15 protein-coding genes are annotated in these 15,886 nt (G+C 56.8%); 10 read left to right on the plus strand and 5 right to left on the minus strand.

What is annotated here, in order from left to right; genetic code table 11:
• Positions 1-334: 334 nt before the first annotated feature.
• The 6 genes from AC2FNV_RS08875 to AC2FNV_RS08900 all read left to right on the plus strand — a co-directional run bounded on the left by AC2FNV_RS08875 (position 335) and on the right by AC2FNV_RS08900 (position 6,542).
• The gene (locus AC2FNV_RS08875; protein WP_496773028.1) at positions 335-1,231 is read left to right on the plus strand and encodes a hypothetical protein; all 897 of its coding nucleotides are present in this window, start codon (positions 335-337) and stop codon (positions 1,229-1,231) included.
• A gap of 32 nt (positions 1,232-1,263) precedes the next feature.
• Positions 1,264-2,214, plus strand: a complete 951-nt coding sequence (locus AC2FNV_RS08880) for a 3-hydroxyacyl-CoA dehydrogenase NAD-binding domain-containing protein (RefSeq protein WP_496773030.1) — start codon at positions 1,264-1,266, stop codon at positions 2,212-2,214.
• 114 nt (positions 2,215-2,328) lie between these two features.
• Positions 2,329-3,804, plus strand: a complete 1,476-nt coding sequence (locus AC2FNV_RS08885; protein ID WP_496773032.1) for a CoA transferase — start codon at positions 2,329-2,331, stop codon at positions 3,802-3,804.
• 37 nt (positions 3,805-3,841) lie between these two features.
• Entirely contained in the window at positions 3,842-4,165 is a 324-nt protein-coding gene (locus AC2FNV_RS08890; RefSeq protein ID WP_496773033.1) for a hypothetical protein, read from the plus strand.
• A 255-nt stretch (positions 4,166-4,420) separates the two neighbouring features.
• Positions 4,421-5,167, plus strand: coding sequence for a ZIP family metal transporter (locus tag AC2FNV_RS08895; RefSeq protein WP_496773035.1), 747 nt, complete (start codon positions 4,421-4,423; stop codon positions 5,165-5,167).
• Positions 5,168-5,297: 130 nt separating this feature from the next.
• Positions 5,298-6,542 carry a Glu/Leu/Phe/Val family dehydrogenase gene (locus tag AC2FNV_RS08900; protein ID WP_496773036.1) on the plus strand — a complete coding sequence of 415 codons (1,245 nt, stop codon included), beginning with the start codon at positions 5,298-5,300 and terminating at the stop codon, positions 6,540-6,542.
• 296 nt (positions 6,543-6,838) lie between these two features.
• Here AC2FNV_RS08900 and AC2FNV_RS08905 read toward each other — a convergent pair whose 3' ends face one another.
• A complete protein-coding gene (locus AC2FNV_RS08905; protein ID WP_496773039.1) occupies positions 6,839-7,843 on the minus strand; it encodes an AraC family transcriptional regulator in 1,005 nt (334 codons plus the stop codon).
• Positions 7,844-7,984: 141 nt separating this feature from the next.
• Here AC2FNV_RS08905 and AC2FNV_RS08910 point away from each other — a divergent pair, with 141 nt between their 5' ends.
• The 3 genes from AC2FNV_RS08910 (at position 7,985) to AC2FNV_RS08920 (ending at position 11,048) form a co-directional block, all read left to right on the plus strand.
• Entirely contained in the window at positions 7,985-9,859 is a 1,875-nt protein-coding gene (locus AC2FNV_RS08910) for a DUF3604 domain-containing protein (RefSeq protein WP_496773040.1), read from the plus strand.
• 235 nt (positions 9,860-10,094) lie between these two features.
• On the plus strand, positions 10,095-10,334 hold the full coding sequence (locus AC2FNV_RS08915; protein WP_496773042.1) for a hypothetical protein: 240 nt from the start codon (positions 10,095-10,097) through the stop codon (positions 10,332-10,334).
• Positions 10,335-10,343: 9 nt separating this feature from the next.
• Positions 10,344-11,048, plus strand: a complete 705-nt coding sequence (locus AC2FNV_RS08920) for an IS6 family transposase (RefSeq protein ID WP_496773044.1) — start codon at positions 10,344-10,346, stop codon at positions 11,046-11,048.
• A gap of 417 nt (positions 11,049-11,465) precedes the next feature.
• On the opposite strand, the gene AC2FNV_RS08925 is transcribed toward AC2FNV_RS08920, so the two are convergent.
• The 4 genes from AC2FNV_RS08925 to AC2FNV_RS08940 all read right to left on the minus strand — a co-directional run bounded on the left by AC2FNV_RS08925 (position 11,466) and on the right by AC2FNV_RS08940 (position 15,130).
• Positions 11,466-12,008, minus strand: a complete 543-nt coding sequence (locus tag AC2FNV_RS08925; RefSeq protein ID WP_496773046.1) for a hypothetical protein — start codon at positions 12,006-12,008, stop codon at positions 11,466-11,468.
• Between the two features lie 78 nt (positions 12,009-12,086).
• Positions 12,087-13,169, minus strand: coding sequence for an adenylate/guanylate cyclase domain-containing protein (locus tag AC2FNV_RS08930; protein ID WP_496773048.1), 1,083 nt, complete (start codon positions 13,167-13,169; stop codon positions 12,087-12,089).
• Between the two features lie 8 nt (positions 13,170-13,177).
• On the minus strand, positions 13,178-13,549 hold the full coding sequence (locus AC2FNV_RS08935) for a response regulator (RefSeq protein ID WP_170482606.1): 372 nt from the start codon (positions 13,547-13,549) through the stop codon (positions 13,178-13,180).
• A gap of 3 nt (positions 13,550-13,552) precedes the next feature.
• On the minus strand, positions 13,553-15,130 hold the full coding sequence (locus AC2FNV_RS08940; RefSeq protein WP_496773050.1) for a sensor histidine kinase: 1,578 nt from the start codon (positions 15,128-15,130) through the stop codon (positions 13,553-13,555).
• A gap of 296 nt (positions 15,131-15,426) precedes the next feature.
• Between AC2FNV_RS08940 and AC2FNV_RS08945 the strand changes: the two genes are divergently transcribed.
• On the plus strand, positions 15,427-15,663 hold the full coding sequence (locus tag AC2FNV_RS08945; RefSeq protein ID WP_367648186.1) for a hypothetical protein: 237 nt from the start codon (positions 15,427-15,429) through the stop codon (positions 15,661-15,663).
• Positions 15,664-15,886 lie beyond the last annotated feature (223 nt).

Consider the following 15,886-nt stretch of genomic DNA (forward strand, 5'->3'; position numbering starts at 1 on the left):
TCAACATGTGCACGATGACGAACAAGTTGCCGCCGGCATCATCCATGCATAGCTGGTGGCGGGCCGCCCGGTGAACTCACCGGATCGGACTTGCATCGCAACGACAGCGATAACTAAAACTCAGTTCTGCAATCGGCTGGGCAATTCGTGCGAGAGCGGTGACCCGGCATTTTCATTCCCGATCGTTTCCTGAGACGTCGAAGTGCACGCGGAACGCCTGCCCGGATTGTTACAGTAACGTACTTCCGCAAATGCCCAACGCGCGTTCAGATCAGTCTGTGCCCGAGCAAAGCTCTGCCCGGCATGATCATTTCGACACGCGAAGGGAGCGGCAATGACCGAACCTCAAGACACCACCGGCAAGCTGTACGTTCTCGACCTGGGCGGCGGGATCATCTTCACGATCAACCCGGATGGTTCCGACCGAAAGAACATCGTGACCGAGTGCCATACCCCCGATGGCGTTGTCGTGGATGCCGAAGCCGGGCACATCTACTGGACCAACATGGGTCATCCCAAAGACGATAACGGATCAATCGAGCGCGCCGATCTCGACGGACAGAACCGTACGACAATCGTTCCGGAAGGTGGAACGTTCACGCCAAAGCAGCTTCACCTCGAGAAACGGAGCGGCAAGCTTTATTGGGGCGATCGCGAAGGCATGCGTGTCATGCGCTGCAATCTCGACGGTTCGCAGATCGAAACACTGGTCGATTCGAGCCAGGGCGATGCACGGCCCGGCCCCGACGCCACAAAATGGTGCGTGGGGATAGCGGTAGATCACGAACGCGGGAAGATTTTCTGGTCGCAAAAAGGCCCGGCTAACGGAGAGTTGGGGCGTATCTTCCGCGCGAGCCTAGACATCCCCGCAGGCGAGACCGCCGGCAATCGCAGCGACATAGAGGTATTCTTCGATGGCTTGCCCGAGCCCATCGATCTGGAAATCGATTTCGACACTCGGGTCTTGTATTGGACCGATCGCGGGGACCCACCGCGTGGCAATACGGTAAACCGCGCATCCATTGATGCCAAACCCGACGCGCCGGAGATCGTTTTCGACCATCTGCAGGAGGGTATTGGCATCGCCCTCGATGTTCCCGGCGACCGCATGTTCATGACCGACATGACCGGCACGATATTCCGGGCGCGGCTCGACGGGTCCGAGAAGCGCGGTCTGGTTGGGGTTCAGGGCAACCTCACAGGCATCGCCTACGCCGAAATCCCACAATAAGCATCTGAAATTGTTCAGCAGGAGGGACCAGCATGTCCTATGACAAACCCATCAACCGCATTGCCGTCGTTGGCACCGGAACCATTGGCGCGAGCTGGGTGGCCCAATATCTCGCGTTGGGGTTCGACGTGGTCGCGACCGATCCGGGCCCAAATGCTGAAGCAAACTTGCGCGACTACGTCGACAGGGCGTGGGATCAACTGATCAACATCGGCCTTGCCGAAGGCGCATCGCGCGATCGTCTGAGCTTCACCGCAAATCAGGCCGATGCATTGGGGCAAGCCGATTTCGTTCAGGAAAACGCGCCTGAACGCCCAGGAACGGACTTCAAGCCTAAGTTGTACGTGGATCTGGACGAGGCGACGCCCGAGGATACGATCATCGCGTCGAGTTCGTCGGGAATACCTCCAAGCACGATCCAGGCAATGTGCAAGCGCCCCGAGCGCGTCCTGATCGGGCATCCTTTCAACCCTCCGCACATTGTTCCCTTGGTCGAGGTTGTCGGTGGCACGAAGACATCGCCCGACGCCGTCAAACAGGCCATGGCGTTCTATAAGTCGATCGGAAAGAAGCCGATCCAGCTGAACAAGGAGTTGCGCGGGCATGTGGCGAACCGGCTGCAGGCGGCGCTTTACAAGGAAGTCCTGTACTTGATTCAGAGCGGGGCGCTGAGCGTCGAGGATGCTGACATAGCCGTGAGCATGGGGCCGGGTATACGCTGGGGCGTGATGGGACCCAGCTTGCAGTGGCACCTCGGCGGAGGTGCGGGCGGAATCCAACACTACATGGCAACTCTGATGGATGGGCTGGCCCACTTGATGAAGTCACTCGAGATGCCCGACGTAAGCGACGAATTGAAAAAAACGGTCGTCGACGGCGTCTTGGCCGAGGCCGGGGATCGCACCCTCGAACAACTCGCTCAAGACGAAAACGAAGTGATCATTGGGATCCTGAAGTTGCGCGCTGAGAACGACCTTCTCTAGATCGCCTTCGCGAAGATGGAGAACGCCAACGGGCAGGAGAGACCTGTGTAGCTGCCCGTCCGTCGGCGCTCGGATTGTGCGTACGAAAAAGATTAATTCTACAGGGAGCGGGTGATGAAGACCTATCAGACCATCAACAACCACGAAGATCTGCTGAATACGGTTGACGGACTTCTGGGCGAAGCAGGCCTGGACCGCAAAGACCTCGGTGGCGAGATGACCTTCGCCGGCATGGATCCCATCCGCCCGACCGGGCTGAAAGTCGGCTGTGCGGCCGCGGCGATCACAGGGGCAAACGCGGTGGCATCGGCGCTTATCTGGAAGATGCGCAGTGGCGAAAGCCAGGACATCCACATCGACCTTAGAAAAGCCTACGTCCACCACAGCGCCTGGCAGGACACGCTTGTGAAATGCACGCTGATCAACGGCACGCCGCACATGGTCGGAGGCGCTGTCGGCGGGGCTGGCCGGGGATCAGCGACCCACATTCTGCCCACCCGAGATGGGCGCTTCGTCGTCTTTACCTCGCTCTATGCCGCAAGCACGGAAAGGGTCATGCAACTGCTCAACAGCGGCACATTGCCTGCCCAACTGGAAGAAGCCACACGGAAATGGGATGCCGAGGATCTGGAGAAGGCGGCCCAAAACGCCGACGTCCCGCTGGTCATGTGCCGCACTAGGGAGGAATACGAGGCCACGGAGCAGTATCGGCACAATGTTCAAACCCCCTTGATCCATATCCAGAAGATCGGCGACAGCGATCCCGAGCCTCTGGGACCGGCCGAGCGTCCACTCTCGGGCATTCGCGCGCTGGGCATGGTCCACGTGGTGGCAGGACCGACCATCCTGCGCCAGCTCGCAGCGCAGGGCGCCGATTGCCTGAACCTCAACACTTTGGATTGGGTTGAGGCACCAAACATCTACTGGCAATGCGACGCGGGCACCCGACAAACCTATCTCGACGCGCGCCACGATCAAAGCCGCAAGCCGATTTACGAACTGGTCAAGGACGCCGACATCTTCGTTGAGAACCTGCGTCCACACCTGGCGGCAAAGCAAGGCTACTCGCCCGAGTTTCTTGCCAAATTCCGGCCCGGGATCATCTACGTGGACATCAAGCTCAACGCACCAACCGGGCCGTGGGCCGACTGGATGGGGTACGACTTTAATGCGGCTGGGCTGACCGGATTGCTGTGTGATTTGGGCAGCCCGGATCAACCGCAAGCCCCGCACGGGGTCAATGTGATCTGCGATTTCCTGACTGGTTACCTGGCGACAATCGGCGCACAGGCGGCCCTGCTCCGCAGGGCGACCGAAGGCGGAAGCTACAGAGTTTCCGTCAATCTGTCCCAAACCGTCATGTTCGAGCAGGCCATCGGACTCATCGACAAGACGACTCTGCTGGACCGCGCAAACATGGGGGCAGAGCATCAGCCAATCGAACCGAATCTCCAGACCGGACAGACAGCGTTCGGCGAATTCACACGACTGGGCTCTCAGGTCGAGATGTCGAAGACCCCTGAATACTGGTCGGACCCGATTATCCACCCCATCGGCTCCAGCAAACCGGAGTGGCTGCCGCGCACATAAAGGCGAGGAGAGAGTGATGCACAAAGAGGAGAGAGTGATGCACAAAGTCTTTCAAACCAAATCAGTCGCGATCATTGCGGCGTCTCTTTTATTCGGCGGAGTACCGGTAACAGCGGCCGACTTGGCCGGTTTGCCAATCGCGTTGGTCTGCCAGGGTCCAGGAGGCAACAGTCTTGTCGGGTATCTGGCGGGGTTCAAACCGGACGGTAGCGCGCTTTACCGATCATTGGGAAACTTGGCGGCAACGGTCGATTCAGATGGCGTGGTCGAGGCCAGCGTGGATCGGGCTGAGGGCGATTGCGCAGGAAAGACAATCGACGAGCTCCGCGCTTTGGGACGGACAATCGAGGCTGTCCAGTAGGGATAAATCGGACGGCCTGATTTGACCATTTTGACCTTTTCGAGTGCAGGAAATGGGCGTCGATCATTGATCGCTTCTAAAACAGCCTGACTTAATATGCGCCTGTCTGCCGATTGGGAGTGATCATCGCCGCGCTCCCTCTTTCTCTGCAGGTCGCAGCAGGCGCGGAATCGACAAATCAAAGCCGGAAGAATGGAGAATACTCCTCCTTCTAAACAGGCCGGCACTCAACGGTCGCATACCTGGGGGTGGATCATGCTAAACGCCTTTATTTGGGGGTTCATTGCCGCCTTTTCACTGGTCATCGGCGGTTTGATCGCGTCTTGGGTGACGATCAGTCAACGTACTCTCGGTCTAATTATGGCTTTTGGCGCGGGTGTACTTGTTTCCGCGGTTACTTATGAGCTTGTATTCGAGGCAGTCAGCACCGCCACTATGACTGGTTTCCCCATCCTGGGTCTGTTTGCCGGTGCTGCCACATTCTTCTTCGGCGACCGTTTCATCAGCGGCATGATGAACGACAAGAACAATACGACAGAATCCGGTGACGCCTCGGCCTTGGTCGTGCCGATGGTGCTCGGCATTATTCTCGATGGAATTCCTGAGTCGGTCGCGCTGGGCTTGGGTCTTCTCAAGGGCGGTACAATTAGCATCGCGATGCTGGTCGCTGTGTTCATCTCTAACCTGCCCGAGGCCATAGCCGGCACCAGCGGCCTCAGGTCCGGCGGGACGAATAACCTGAAGATCCTGTCGTTGTGGCTGATGATCGCGCTTGTCAGCGGCGGCGCATCGGCGGCCGGATTTGCGCTGCTGGCCGATGTGCCGGCCACCTGGATGGCCTTCGTGCAGACCTTTGCGGCGGGGGCCATTCTCACGATGCTGGCGAATTCGATGATCCCCGAGGCCTATGTCTATGGCAGGAAACTGGCCGGCATTTGGCTTGTGTTTGGCTTCGCAGCATCGGTCTGCGTGGTTGTTCTGGAACGAGGATCTGCAGGTTGAATAGGATACGCAAGAATTGGGGGTGTGACCCTCGCGCCAGATCAAGTCTCCCGGCACGCTCGCGTGTAGACACGCGCAACATCAGTTTCAGAAATTTTTACGACCAGAACTGAGTGAAAAGGAGAAAACCATGCTCGCCGAAAGCCACGTCTACTTTCACAAGGCCGCCGACGTTCTTGGCCTGTCGGACAAGGTCCGCGCGATCCTGCTCACACCCCACCGCACCGTGAAGGTCGGCATTGCCATCGAAGGGTCCGATGGCGAGTTGCACAGCTACGAGGGCTACCGGGTCCAGCACAACCAGGCGCGCGGGCCGATGAAGGGCGGCCTCCGGTTTCATCCTGACATGGACGAGGATCACGCCGGCGCGCTGGCAAACCTGATGACCTGGAAGACCGCCGTTGTCGATGTGCCGTTCGGTGGTGCGAAAGGCGGCATCAACTGCGATCCGCACGCGCTCCCCGAGAAGGACCTTCACGACATCACGGCGCGCTTCGTCGAGCAGATGAAAGAGGTGATCGGTCCGACGACGGACATTCCGGCCCCCGACGTCAATACCAACGCCCGGGTCATGGGCTGGATCATGCACGAATACTCGAAATACGCTGGGTTCTCTCCGGCCGTGGTGACCGGCAAGCCGCTCGACCTCTTCGGGTCGGGAGGGCGTGCTGCGGCCACCGGGCGCGGAGTCATGGATGTCCTGGCCGAGGCTCTGAAAGAACAGGGCAAGTCCTTTGCCGATGTGACCGTTGCCGTTCAGGGCTTCGGCAATGTGGGCAGCAACGCTGCTTTACTGATCGCTGAACAGGGCGCGAAGATCGTCGCCGTGGCCGACCATACCGGCGGCGTTCGTGACGATGGTGGGCTGGACGTCAAGGCGCTTGCCGATTGGGTCGCAGAGCATCACGGCGTGAAAGGGTTTCCCGGTGGGCAAGCCTTCGATGCGGACGAGGTGATCACCTGGGACGCCGACGTGCTCGTCCCCGCCGCGTTGGAAAACGCCATTCACGAAGGCAATGCGCACGGCGTCAGGGCCAGCATCATCGTTGAAGGCGCGAATGCGCCTACAACACCGGACGCAGACAGGATCCTGCAGGACCGCGGCGTCCTGATCGTGCCGGACATCCTGGCCAATGCCGGCGGGGTCACCGTCAGTTATTTCGAATGGGCGCAGAACATCCAGCAGTTCCGCTGGGACGAGGATCGGGTGAACCTCGAACTCGACAAGAAGATGAAACAGGCCTACCAGGACGTGCGAAAAACCGCGGACGAGCACGGTATCGACCTGCGGACGGCGGCGTTCGTGCTTGCCATTCGGCGGGTCGGGCGGGCCGCGCTGTCACGTGTCCACGTCGAAGCGGAGCTTCCTTTCTGATGCGCCGGTTGTTCGCCAAATTCGCATTGCCGGCATCAATTGACGCCTTACCACTGCAGACAGAGCACCAACCGATCTACCTGAGCCTGCACTGGCATAAACGTCTGATTTTCGGAGGCCGGGTGTCGCTTGACAAAACGTGCTGAGATCCCGAAGACCTTGTAAAGTTGATCGACGCCCGTGTTTATGGAAAGCGCCAGCCTGCCAAATATCACTCTTCGGACGTGGTGGGTCCATCGATAACCTGCGCTTTGCACAGACACTGCCGACCTCCGATTAGGCCCCGCCCGTGCGGATCAAACGTTGGGCGACTGCGATCCTTCACGAAAATCGGATGGAGATCGTCCTGTAGCGCGCTTGAAGGCCCGGGTGAAACTCGGCAAGTGCGCATATCTCAACGCATCCGCAATCTCGGTGATTGGCAAGCTGGTCTCGGACAGCAGCCGCTTGGCCTCCCCGAGTTTTACCTCCTCGACGACCGAACGGAGCGACTTTCCCTCCTCGGACAGGCGCCGCTTGAGGGTCCTGTCGGAGATACCAAACACCTTGGAGACATCATCCAGTTCCGTGCCGAGCATGAGAGAAAGTCGTCCGGATACGATTCGTCTGACGTCATCGGCCCGAAAGGCATCGCGACGGTGTGCAGGCTCGAGTTCGGGGTTGACCTGACCATGCCCCGATGCATCTGGACGGCGCGGCGCGGAATACGCCTCCCTGGCCGTCAGAACGATTGCGTTGTCGGGGGCGCCACGCACCATCTCCATCCCCTCGGAGGTTATGACTTCGGGACTGGCCCTCTTGTGACCCACAAGAACACGAACAGGTTTCCACCTTGGTCCATATCGCGTGCGGAGGGCACATACGACCACGCCTGCCGCCGCCTCCTGAAACGGCTCCTCAAGCGCGATGTTCCAGGTCGGAAACCCGAACCTGAGGCGCGCATATCCCAAGGCGACGGAGACTCCGATCAAACCGCCACAGACGTCGCCGAGTGCGGCGTTCAGCGGGGCAACCAGGGCCGGAAGGTCCGGCGCCGCGCGGAAAAGTTGCACCATCTCTGGGGAACGTTCAATTGGCACATGAAGGCCCGCCCGGAACGCCGCGTCCGGCCGGTGGGACGCCGCCGCGAGGGCACCGAAAACGGCAACGGCCTTGCTGCGCAAGACGGTGGCGCCGGACGTCTGAAAGGACGCTGGCGTGATGCCGCTTGCGGCCAGAACATCTTCTGCGGAAATGTCGTCGCTTTGACAAACATCAACGACCCCCGCGAGCAAGAACGCAGACAGTTCGTTGTCAGACAATGGCCCCTCCAAGAGAAATTGTGCGAATGGCCTGAATTGCTAAGCGCACCGCCGTGCTATATGTCAAGACTTGGCCGCGAACGGGATGATGTTTTCCAATTTGAGGAGCTTTTTGTGTCATTCATATTTATTGAAAAGCCCATGTCCGCCATCACCGTACTCTTCGCCCTGCTGGGAGGTGCCGTTGCGGCGCAGGAGTTCACGCCGGATCAGAGCCAGTTGCTTGAACAGCCGGAGCCCTACTCACCGTTTGTCGATCAGCATTTTCCACAGCGCGTCTTCTTTGGTGACACCCATTTTCACTCGTCGCTTTCCGTCGACAGCGGTCTGGTTGGCAACACGCTTGATCTGGACACTGCGATCCGGTTTGCCCGGGGCGAGGAGGTTCGCACCAATGGCGGTCAGCGGGCGAAGCTGATCCGGCCGCTGGACTTCCTGGTGCTGTCGGACCACGCGGAATACCTTGGGATTGCCGATCTCCTCAACACCGGGGATCCCGCATTGCTGGCAAACCCCGTTGGGAAAAGCTGGTTCGAAGCGAAGCAGAAAGGCGGCGATGCGGCATGGACAGTGGTTCAGGGTATGATGGACGACTTCGCGAGTGGCGTGCCCAAGTACAAGGATGACAAGGTCGAGCGTACGGTCTGGGACCGGGTTGTAGACACAGCGTCCGAATACAACGATCCCGGCGTTTTTACCGTGATGAACGGCTACGAGTACTCCTCGACGCCCGACGGAAACAACCTGCACCGGGTCGTGGTCTTCCGAGACGGCCCGGACCGGGTCAAGCAGGTCCTGCCTTTCTCCGCCTTCCAAAGCTCCGATCCCGAAGACCTTTGGGCGTATATGTCGGAATACGAGGAAGCGACAGGCGGCAGCGCTATGTCAATTCCGCACAATGGCAACGTCAGCAACGGTGTGATGTTCGCCGAAACGGTCAATGGCCAACTGATGACCGTGGACTACGCCGCGCGCCGCGCGCGGTGGGAGCCTCTGATGGAAGTGACGCAGGAAAAGGGCGATGGCGAAACGCATCCCTTGCTGTCTCCTCAGGATGCATTCGCGGATTTCGAGCGCTGGGACAGCGTCAATGCGCGGGGCGTCCCCAAGACACCGGAGATGTTGCCCTATGAGTACGCCCGGTCGGCGCTTCAGATTGGGATCCGGCTGGAGCGAGAGCTAGGGGTCAATCCCTACAAGTTCGGCATGATTGGCAGTACCGATACGCACAGCTCTCTGACCACCACGCGCGAAGACAACTACTTCGGCAAGCTTCCGAACGAAGAGCCCTCGGCCGACCGATATTCGCAAGTGTTTCTGCGCGACCGGCAGGGCAATCCGGTCATCTACACCTGGCAACTGGGCGCTTCCGGCCGGGTGGCCGTCTGGGCCCGCGAGAATACCCGGGAAGAGATCTACGACGCGTTCCAGCGCAAGGAGGTCTACGCCACCAGCGGATCGCGCATCGCGGTTCGGATGTTCGCCGGCTGGGACTTTGCATCTGACGAGGTGGCCCGTCCTGATTTCGCCGAAACCGGGTACCGACGCGGCGTTGCGATGGGCGGCGACCTCGGCGCCGGGCCGGATGGTGCCGCGCCCACGTTTATGCTGCGTGCGCTCCGCGATCCGGATGGCGCCAATCTCGACCGGTTGCAGATCATCAAGGGTTGGTTGAACGCCGACGGTACGACCTCAGAACGCGTCTACGATACCGCTTGTTCGGATGATCGGGCGATCGTCGATGGCGCCTGCGAGCGCGACGTCGGATCCACCGTCGATGTGGCGACGGCAAGCTACACCAATACCATCGGCAATGCGGCCCTCGCTGCACACTGGGTCGATCCGGATTTCGATCCGAGCCAGAGCGCATTCTATTACGTGCGCGTCATCGAGATCCCGAAACCCCGCTGGACGGCCTATGACGCCGCCTTCTTCGGAGTGGAAATGCCGGCAGATATTCCGATGACGGTTCAAGACCGCGCCTATTCCTCGCCGATTTGGTACACGCCAAACTAGAAGCGAACCGAAAGTCAAAATAGTAGGCTTCGACTTCGATCCAGACGATTGCTGCAATGCTGGGCCGGAAGGCCGAACGAGTGACCGTTCAGAGGACAACGTAGAAACCGAATAGAAAAGCACGTGTGTAACCAATTACCTCTTGTCCGGGTCAATAAGTAGTTTTTGGCTGCGAGAAGACGAGCCGACGCCAGCGCACAGCCGATGTCAGTTCTTGCAACGAAAGGACCATATTATGATCAGACGCACGCTTTCGATAGGGACCGGACTTCTAATCGCCGCGACCGTCACACTCGGGACAGCGGCGACTCTTTTTGCGTCAGAGCAGGTCACCGTACGCAATTTTGTACGGGCCGAAAGCGACATGCAATTCATGGGATATGCCAAGAAGGCCGGTGGCATTGGCGTATTCTTGCACATGCGCGAAGGTGCTGTCAGAAGAAACTGGCTTGAGACGGGCACGGGGGCTGCCTAGCGTTCGGGGATGACCAAACGCTCCCCAATTCGTTATTTCAAAACCAGTCCTGAGATCATTCGCCTGGCGGTGATGTTGTACGTTCGGTTCCCGCTATCTCTTCGGAACGTCGAGGACCTGCTGCACGAGCGTGGCGTCGACGTGAGCCACGAGACGGTCCGGTTCTGGTGGCATCGGTTTGGTCCGATGTTTGCTTCCGAGATCCGCAAGCGCCGCATCCAGGGTATGAGATCGAGCCGCTGGCGATGGCACCTCGACGAGATGTTCGTGAAGATCAACGGCGAAACGCATTACCTGTGGCGGGCCATCGATCACGAGGGCGAGGTGCTTGAAAGCTTCGTCACAAAGACGCGCGATAAGAAAGCTGCCTTGAAATTCCTAAGAAAAGCAATGCGCAAGCATGGACAGCCCGATGTTGTCGTTACTGATAAGCTGCGATCCTATGGAGCCGCGCTGAAGGATCTCGGGGCCTTCGACCGACAGGAAACGGGCCGATGGCTCAACAATCGCGCGGAGAACTCGCACCTTCCGTTTCGACGAAGGGAACGAGCGATGATCCGCTTCCGGCGCATGCGAAGTCTACAGAAATTCGCTTCCGTCCATGCCTCCGTCTCAAACCACTTCAACTCGGAACGCAGCCTCTCCAGCCGAAACCTCTTCAAGCTAAACCGCACCGCCGCTCTTGCCGAGTGGCGCGGTCTTTACGCAGCATAAGGGACAGCTTCACTGTCCTTGCAGAGACTAGTTCGCATTAGTCTGCCAGCACCGCCACCGACCCCTATCTCTGTCAGCACAGCCTTTCTTTCCCTGTTTTTCCCCGTTTTATCGGGCGCTTGGGTTATGTCATCTGCCAGAGAGACTACCGCAATTCCCCGAGCTGGCGCGATTTCTGCGTAGTGTCTCCGTAGGCACCATTACGCGCTTCGGTTAGGGCCAAAATTCCCTGCTAACAGGGAATTAACAGGGAAATACTTCAGATTTGGGCCTTTTGGCTGATTTTGGCCCCTGAATCATCATGTGTTATCAGTGCGTTGCACAAGATTTCCCTGCGCAAAATAACAGGGAACATTTTCGCAGGTATCAGGGAAATTTTTAACGAGAACAGGGAACGCCACGTCCAGATCAGGGATGTTACTGACCGCTTTCGAAGCCGTACAATCGGGCCTGGGCAACCCAATCGAGCGGCACCGGTTTTCGGATGATCCGTTCGAGCGTCAGGTCGGCAGGCTGGCGCCACTCGAGGATAGCGCCCTGGATGGCAGGCGCCAGGAACGCCAGCTGCGCCCGGGTGCGGATGTAGGATTCGGAATGCCGTGTTGCGGCGGCGATCTCGCCGAGGGGATTGCCTCCGCGCAGATTAGCCACCCAGACATGGGCCTGCGTCAGGCCGCGAAGCAGCGTACGATCTGGTTGTGGCTCACGGTCGCCGACAATGATCTTTCCCTCGACACCCCGCCGGCGCAGTTCGAAGGGAGCTTTGATGGCCAGAACCGCTTGGTCAATCTCATTGGGTTGCACTCCAAGTGCCTCGGCCAGTGCGTCCGCATTCAGCTTCAAGACAATGTTGCGCTTCTCGATCTGCCCCTCGTCCAGGATCTTTTGGAGACGACCGTTCGCGCCCTCGGAGAGTCGACTGGTGAATGGCTGCTTTGGGCTCGGTGCAGACGTTCGCACGGTTGCCGCGAAGGACCGAGTTGCGGACAAACTCGCCCTTTCATCCAATTGGCCGAGGGTCCCAAAAAATTACTACGTCTAGATGCTAAACACAGGAGTAGCTCCGGATAGGCCCTTAAACTTTTGATTTCGCAGAAATTCCGCTTCTCTGGTTTCCTCCAAAGCTTCGACAATCGATGCGTCTACAAGTGTTTGTGCAGGCTCTGCGTGTTCGCACAAGCGCGCGGCAAGATTCGGGACATGTCCAATTGCGGCGTAGTCGAACCGGCCCTCAAATCCAATGCAGCCAATAGTAGTTACCCCTTTTGCGATACCTATACCAAGGCTTAGGCCCAACCCGCCCTTTTGAAAGGGCGTAAGTGCTTTTGCGACCTTGACATGTAGCTCACGTGCAAAAGCCACAGCATGCGCGGTGGGATCGATTGTTGGCAATGGTGCATTAAATAACACGACAATTCCATCACCCAAGAAACGCTCGAGTGTTCCTTGATGTTGCTCGATTAATGGTCCAGCGCAATTGTGAAATACATTGAGTGCTTCTATCACCACTCCAGGCTCAGAAGCTTCCGTAAAGGTCGAAAATCCCCTTAGATCTGCGAACAGAACGACGATGTCCGCTCTTCGATTCTTAAGCAAATCGCTATCGTCGCCACCCGAAATAACTTCTTCTGCCACCTGTCTTGGTAGAAAACGGCGCAAGCGATTGAACCGTTCAATCTGATTGACCTGTTGATTTACTCGATCTTCAAGCTCCTTGTTCCAGCCTTGCACTTCGTCATGCAAAGCCTTTATCCGAAGCATAGAACGTACACGAGCAATGAGCGCAGTGCCGTCTACAGGTTTGGTAAGATAGTCATTTGCGCCAGCCTCAAGTCCTTGCACCATATCTTGAGTATCCGAACGTGCTGTTACCAGAACCACAGGAATAAAGGGGAGAAGCGGGTCCATTCTCAAACGTCGACAGACTTCGAAACCATCCATCTTGGGCATCATTACATCCAGCAAGATCAAGTCGGGCAACAAATCAGTAGCTTTTTCTAAAGCGTCCTCGCCATCTATGGCCTCGGCAGTAATGTAACCGTTCGCGTTTAGACGCATTGACAGCAGGTTGCGGTTGTCCTGTTGGTCATCGACAATCAGAATGAGTGGTGGGTCCTGCATTTTTCCATTCAGACCTGTTCAACGAACGCTATGACTTTTGCTAATAGGGCACGCGGGCTGTAGGGCTTGGCAACATAGTCATCGCATCCGGCTTCCCGTGCTTTAGTTTCGTCGCCGGACAAGGCAAAGGAAGTTACCGCTATGATTGGAATGTTCGTTCCAATTGGATGCTTCTTTATCTGACGGGTGGCGTCGTAACCGTCTAATTCCGGCATCTGGATATCCATCAGGATTAGGTCGGGCTTCTCAGCAATTGCTCGATCTACCCCTTGCGCTCCGTTTTCGGCCTCTAGCACTTCGAAGCCGTAATTTCCGAGAAGGTCGCGAAGTATGCGTCTGTTATCGGCCTGGTCTTCAACAACAAGTATTCGCTTCGACATGCCTTAGCCCCTCGCGGTTTGGAGTGGAAGAACAACTGTGAATGTCGAACCCTTGCCATGGCTGCTGTCCACTTCAATCCGACCACCGTGCATTTCTATGATTTTTCGAGAAATAGCTAGACCGAGGCCAGTACCCCCAGCAGCGCGCGTCGACGAAGCATCAGCTTGCTTGAATTCCAAGAAAACTTTATCAAGGTATTCTTCGGCAATTCCAACTCCTGTATCAAATACGGTCACCACAAACGACTCGTCATCACATGCCAATTTGATATCGATGTACCCCTTGTCGGTGAATTTTACGGCATTCCCGACGATGTTGAGTATGACTTGTCTAATGCGCCCAGCATCGCCGTACCCGGCCGGAAACCCGCCGTCGACTTCAGTTCGGATGTTCAGGCCCTTGCTCTCTGCTAATGGTTCGATCGTGGCGACCACGTCGTTGATGATCTCGGGCATCGAATATGTATCCAAGGTTAGTTCGAGTGCCCCAGCTTCGATCTTCGAAATATCAAGAACATCGTTGATCAATGATAAAAGAACCTTGCCGTTGACCTCCACTCGATGCAGCGGATCGTCGATTTTCTGGGGAACCGGACCATAAATACCGTCTCGGATCATTTCTGTGTATCCAAGGATCGAATTCATCGGGGTTCGCAATTCATGACTCATATTGGCCAGGAACTGCGACTTATGCTGGTTCGCGGTCTCGAGCTCATCATACAGCGCTCCCAGACGCTCCGTCATGCGGTTAGCGCTGCGAGCGAGATCGCCTAACTCGTCTGTATTCTTGATATTCGTTCGGGCAGTGAAGTCGCCTTGAGAGACTTTTCGTAGCGTGAGCCGGATTCGCTCAATCGCAAGGATCAAAGATTTGCTGATCAGAAAACCAAGCAAAACTGCCGCAACGACGGCCAACCCAGCAGCGACCAGCATCATTTGCCGCGACTGATCAAACGCGTTTTGGTTAACCAACGCTCTCGAACGCATATCACCGCGCAATAGCGCGTATCTTTTACTTATGCTATTGTCCAACGACTTAATTATCGGGACCAGCTGCAACTCAAATATTGATTTCGCAACCGCAATCTGCCCGGCTTCATATCGATCAACGACTTCAAGCCCTATTCGATTTATTTCCTGGGTCTTTCGCGAAACTTCCGCTATTTCGTTGGTCGAAAAAATGCTGAGATCAGGTTGGTTCCTTGACTCAACAAGATGACCAAGCGACTGAATAACATGCAGCTTATCTTCAAAAAAGCCTGCGCTATCTCCGAGCATGGTGTTACCTCCAGTCTCGGCAAAAATCGCTGTTCCATTCAACCAGATTTGTTGCAAACTATTATCAAACACTTGTAGATTTGACAGGCGAGTCTGATCTTGAAGCAGCTCAGCGGTTCGAAGATTTGCTTTGCGCAACTCAGATAGCCCGGTGAACGCCAAAATTAGCATTACCCCGACTATTCCAAGAAACGCGGCCAGCAATTTGGTTCTTATAGTTATGTGCAGACCGCCGGATCGGTTGGCGCTGTTTATGTCTAGCTTCTCCTCGGTCTCGGCGAAATCAGATGTTTCGGCAGTCATGCCATTGGTCCCGACAATTTTGCTTGGATGTGCAATAACGTGATTATGCAACAGAAGTGTTAGATCGCAAAACTGGCGGGCAAATTAAAAGAAACTACGTCGAATGACTTGCTATACCAAACGTTAATTCAATCTATTTTAGACCGCTGCCGTGGCGCATTCTGGGTCCCTATCGTGCCGCACGACAGCTACGCAATTTCGAAGGTGCGCAACTAGTCGACTGCCAAATCCTTCAAGCCGCGGCCATCTACGGATTGCGGATCAACAAGGTTTTCGAGCCGCATGAATGTGGTGAAATGTTCCCGGCCTTCACGGAAAATCCGGCGCTACGCCGCCGCAACATCTTCACTTATATCGATGCCCGCGATTTGGTGCATATGGTCGATTGCTGCTTCAAATCCGACGGTTTGGGCAACGAAGTTTTCTACGTCTCCAACGACATGTCAGTTGGTATCACGTCAGGCGAAGAAGACGGTCGGATTCCAACTGAATCATTCTTAGCGCAATGTTTTGGAATAATCAGGCTGTTTTAGACGGTAAGTCAAACGATCTTAAAAGGATCTCCTATTGGCTTTTTCGACTGCGGCGAACGACCGAATTGGGCTCAGAGCGGCCCTTCGCTGCACTCGGCCTGAGCGTCTGCTGTGCAGATGGGGTGGATGGCTCCTGCTCCATCGGCGTCGCGATGCGCCATAGTGCAGGTGTCGTTATCTGCGAGAGAGGAGTCACCCCATGCAAGTTACCACGATCGGCCTT

The organism is Ruegeria sp. BHSA163, assembly GCF_059613365.1.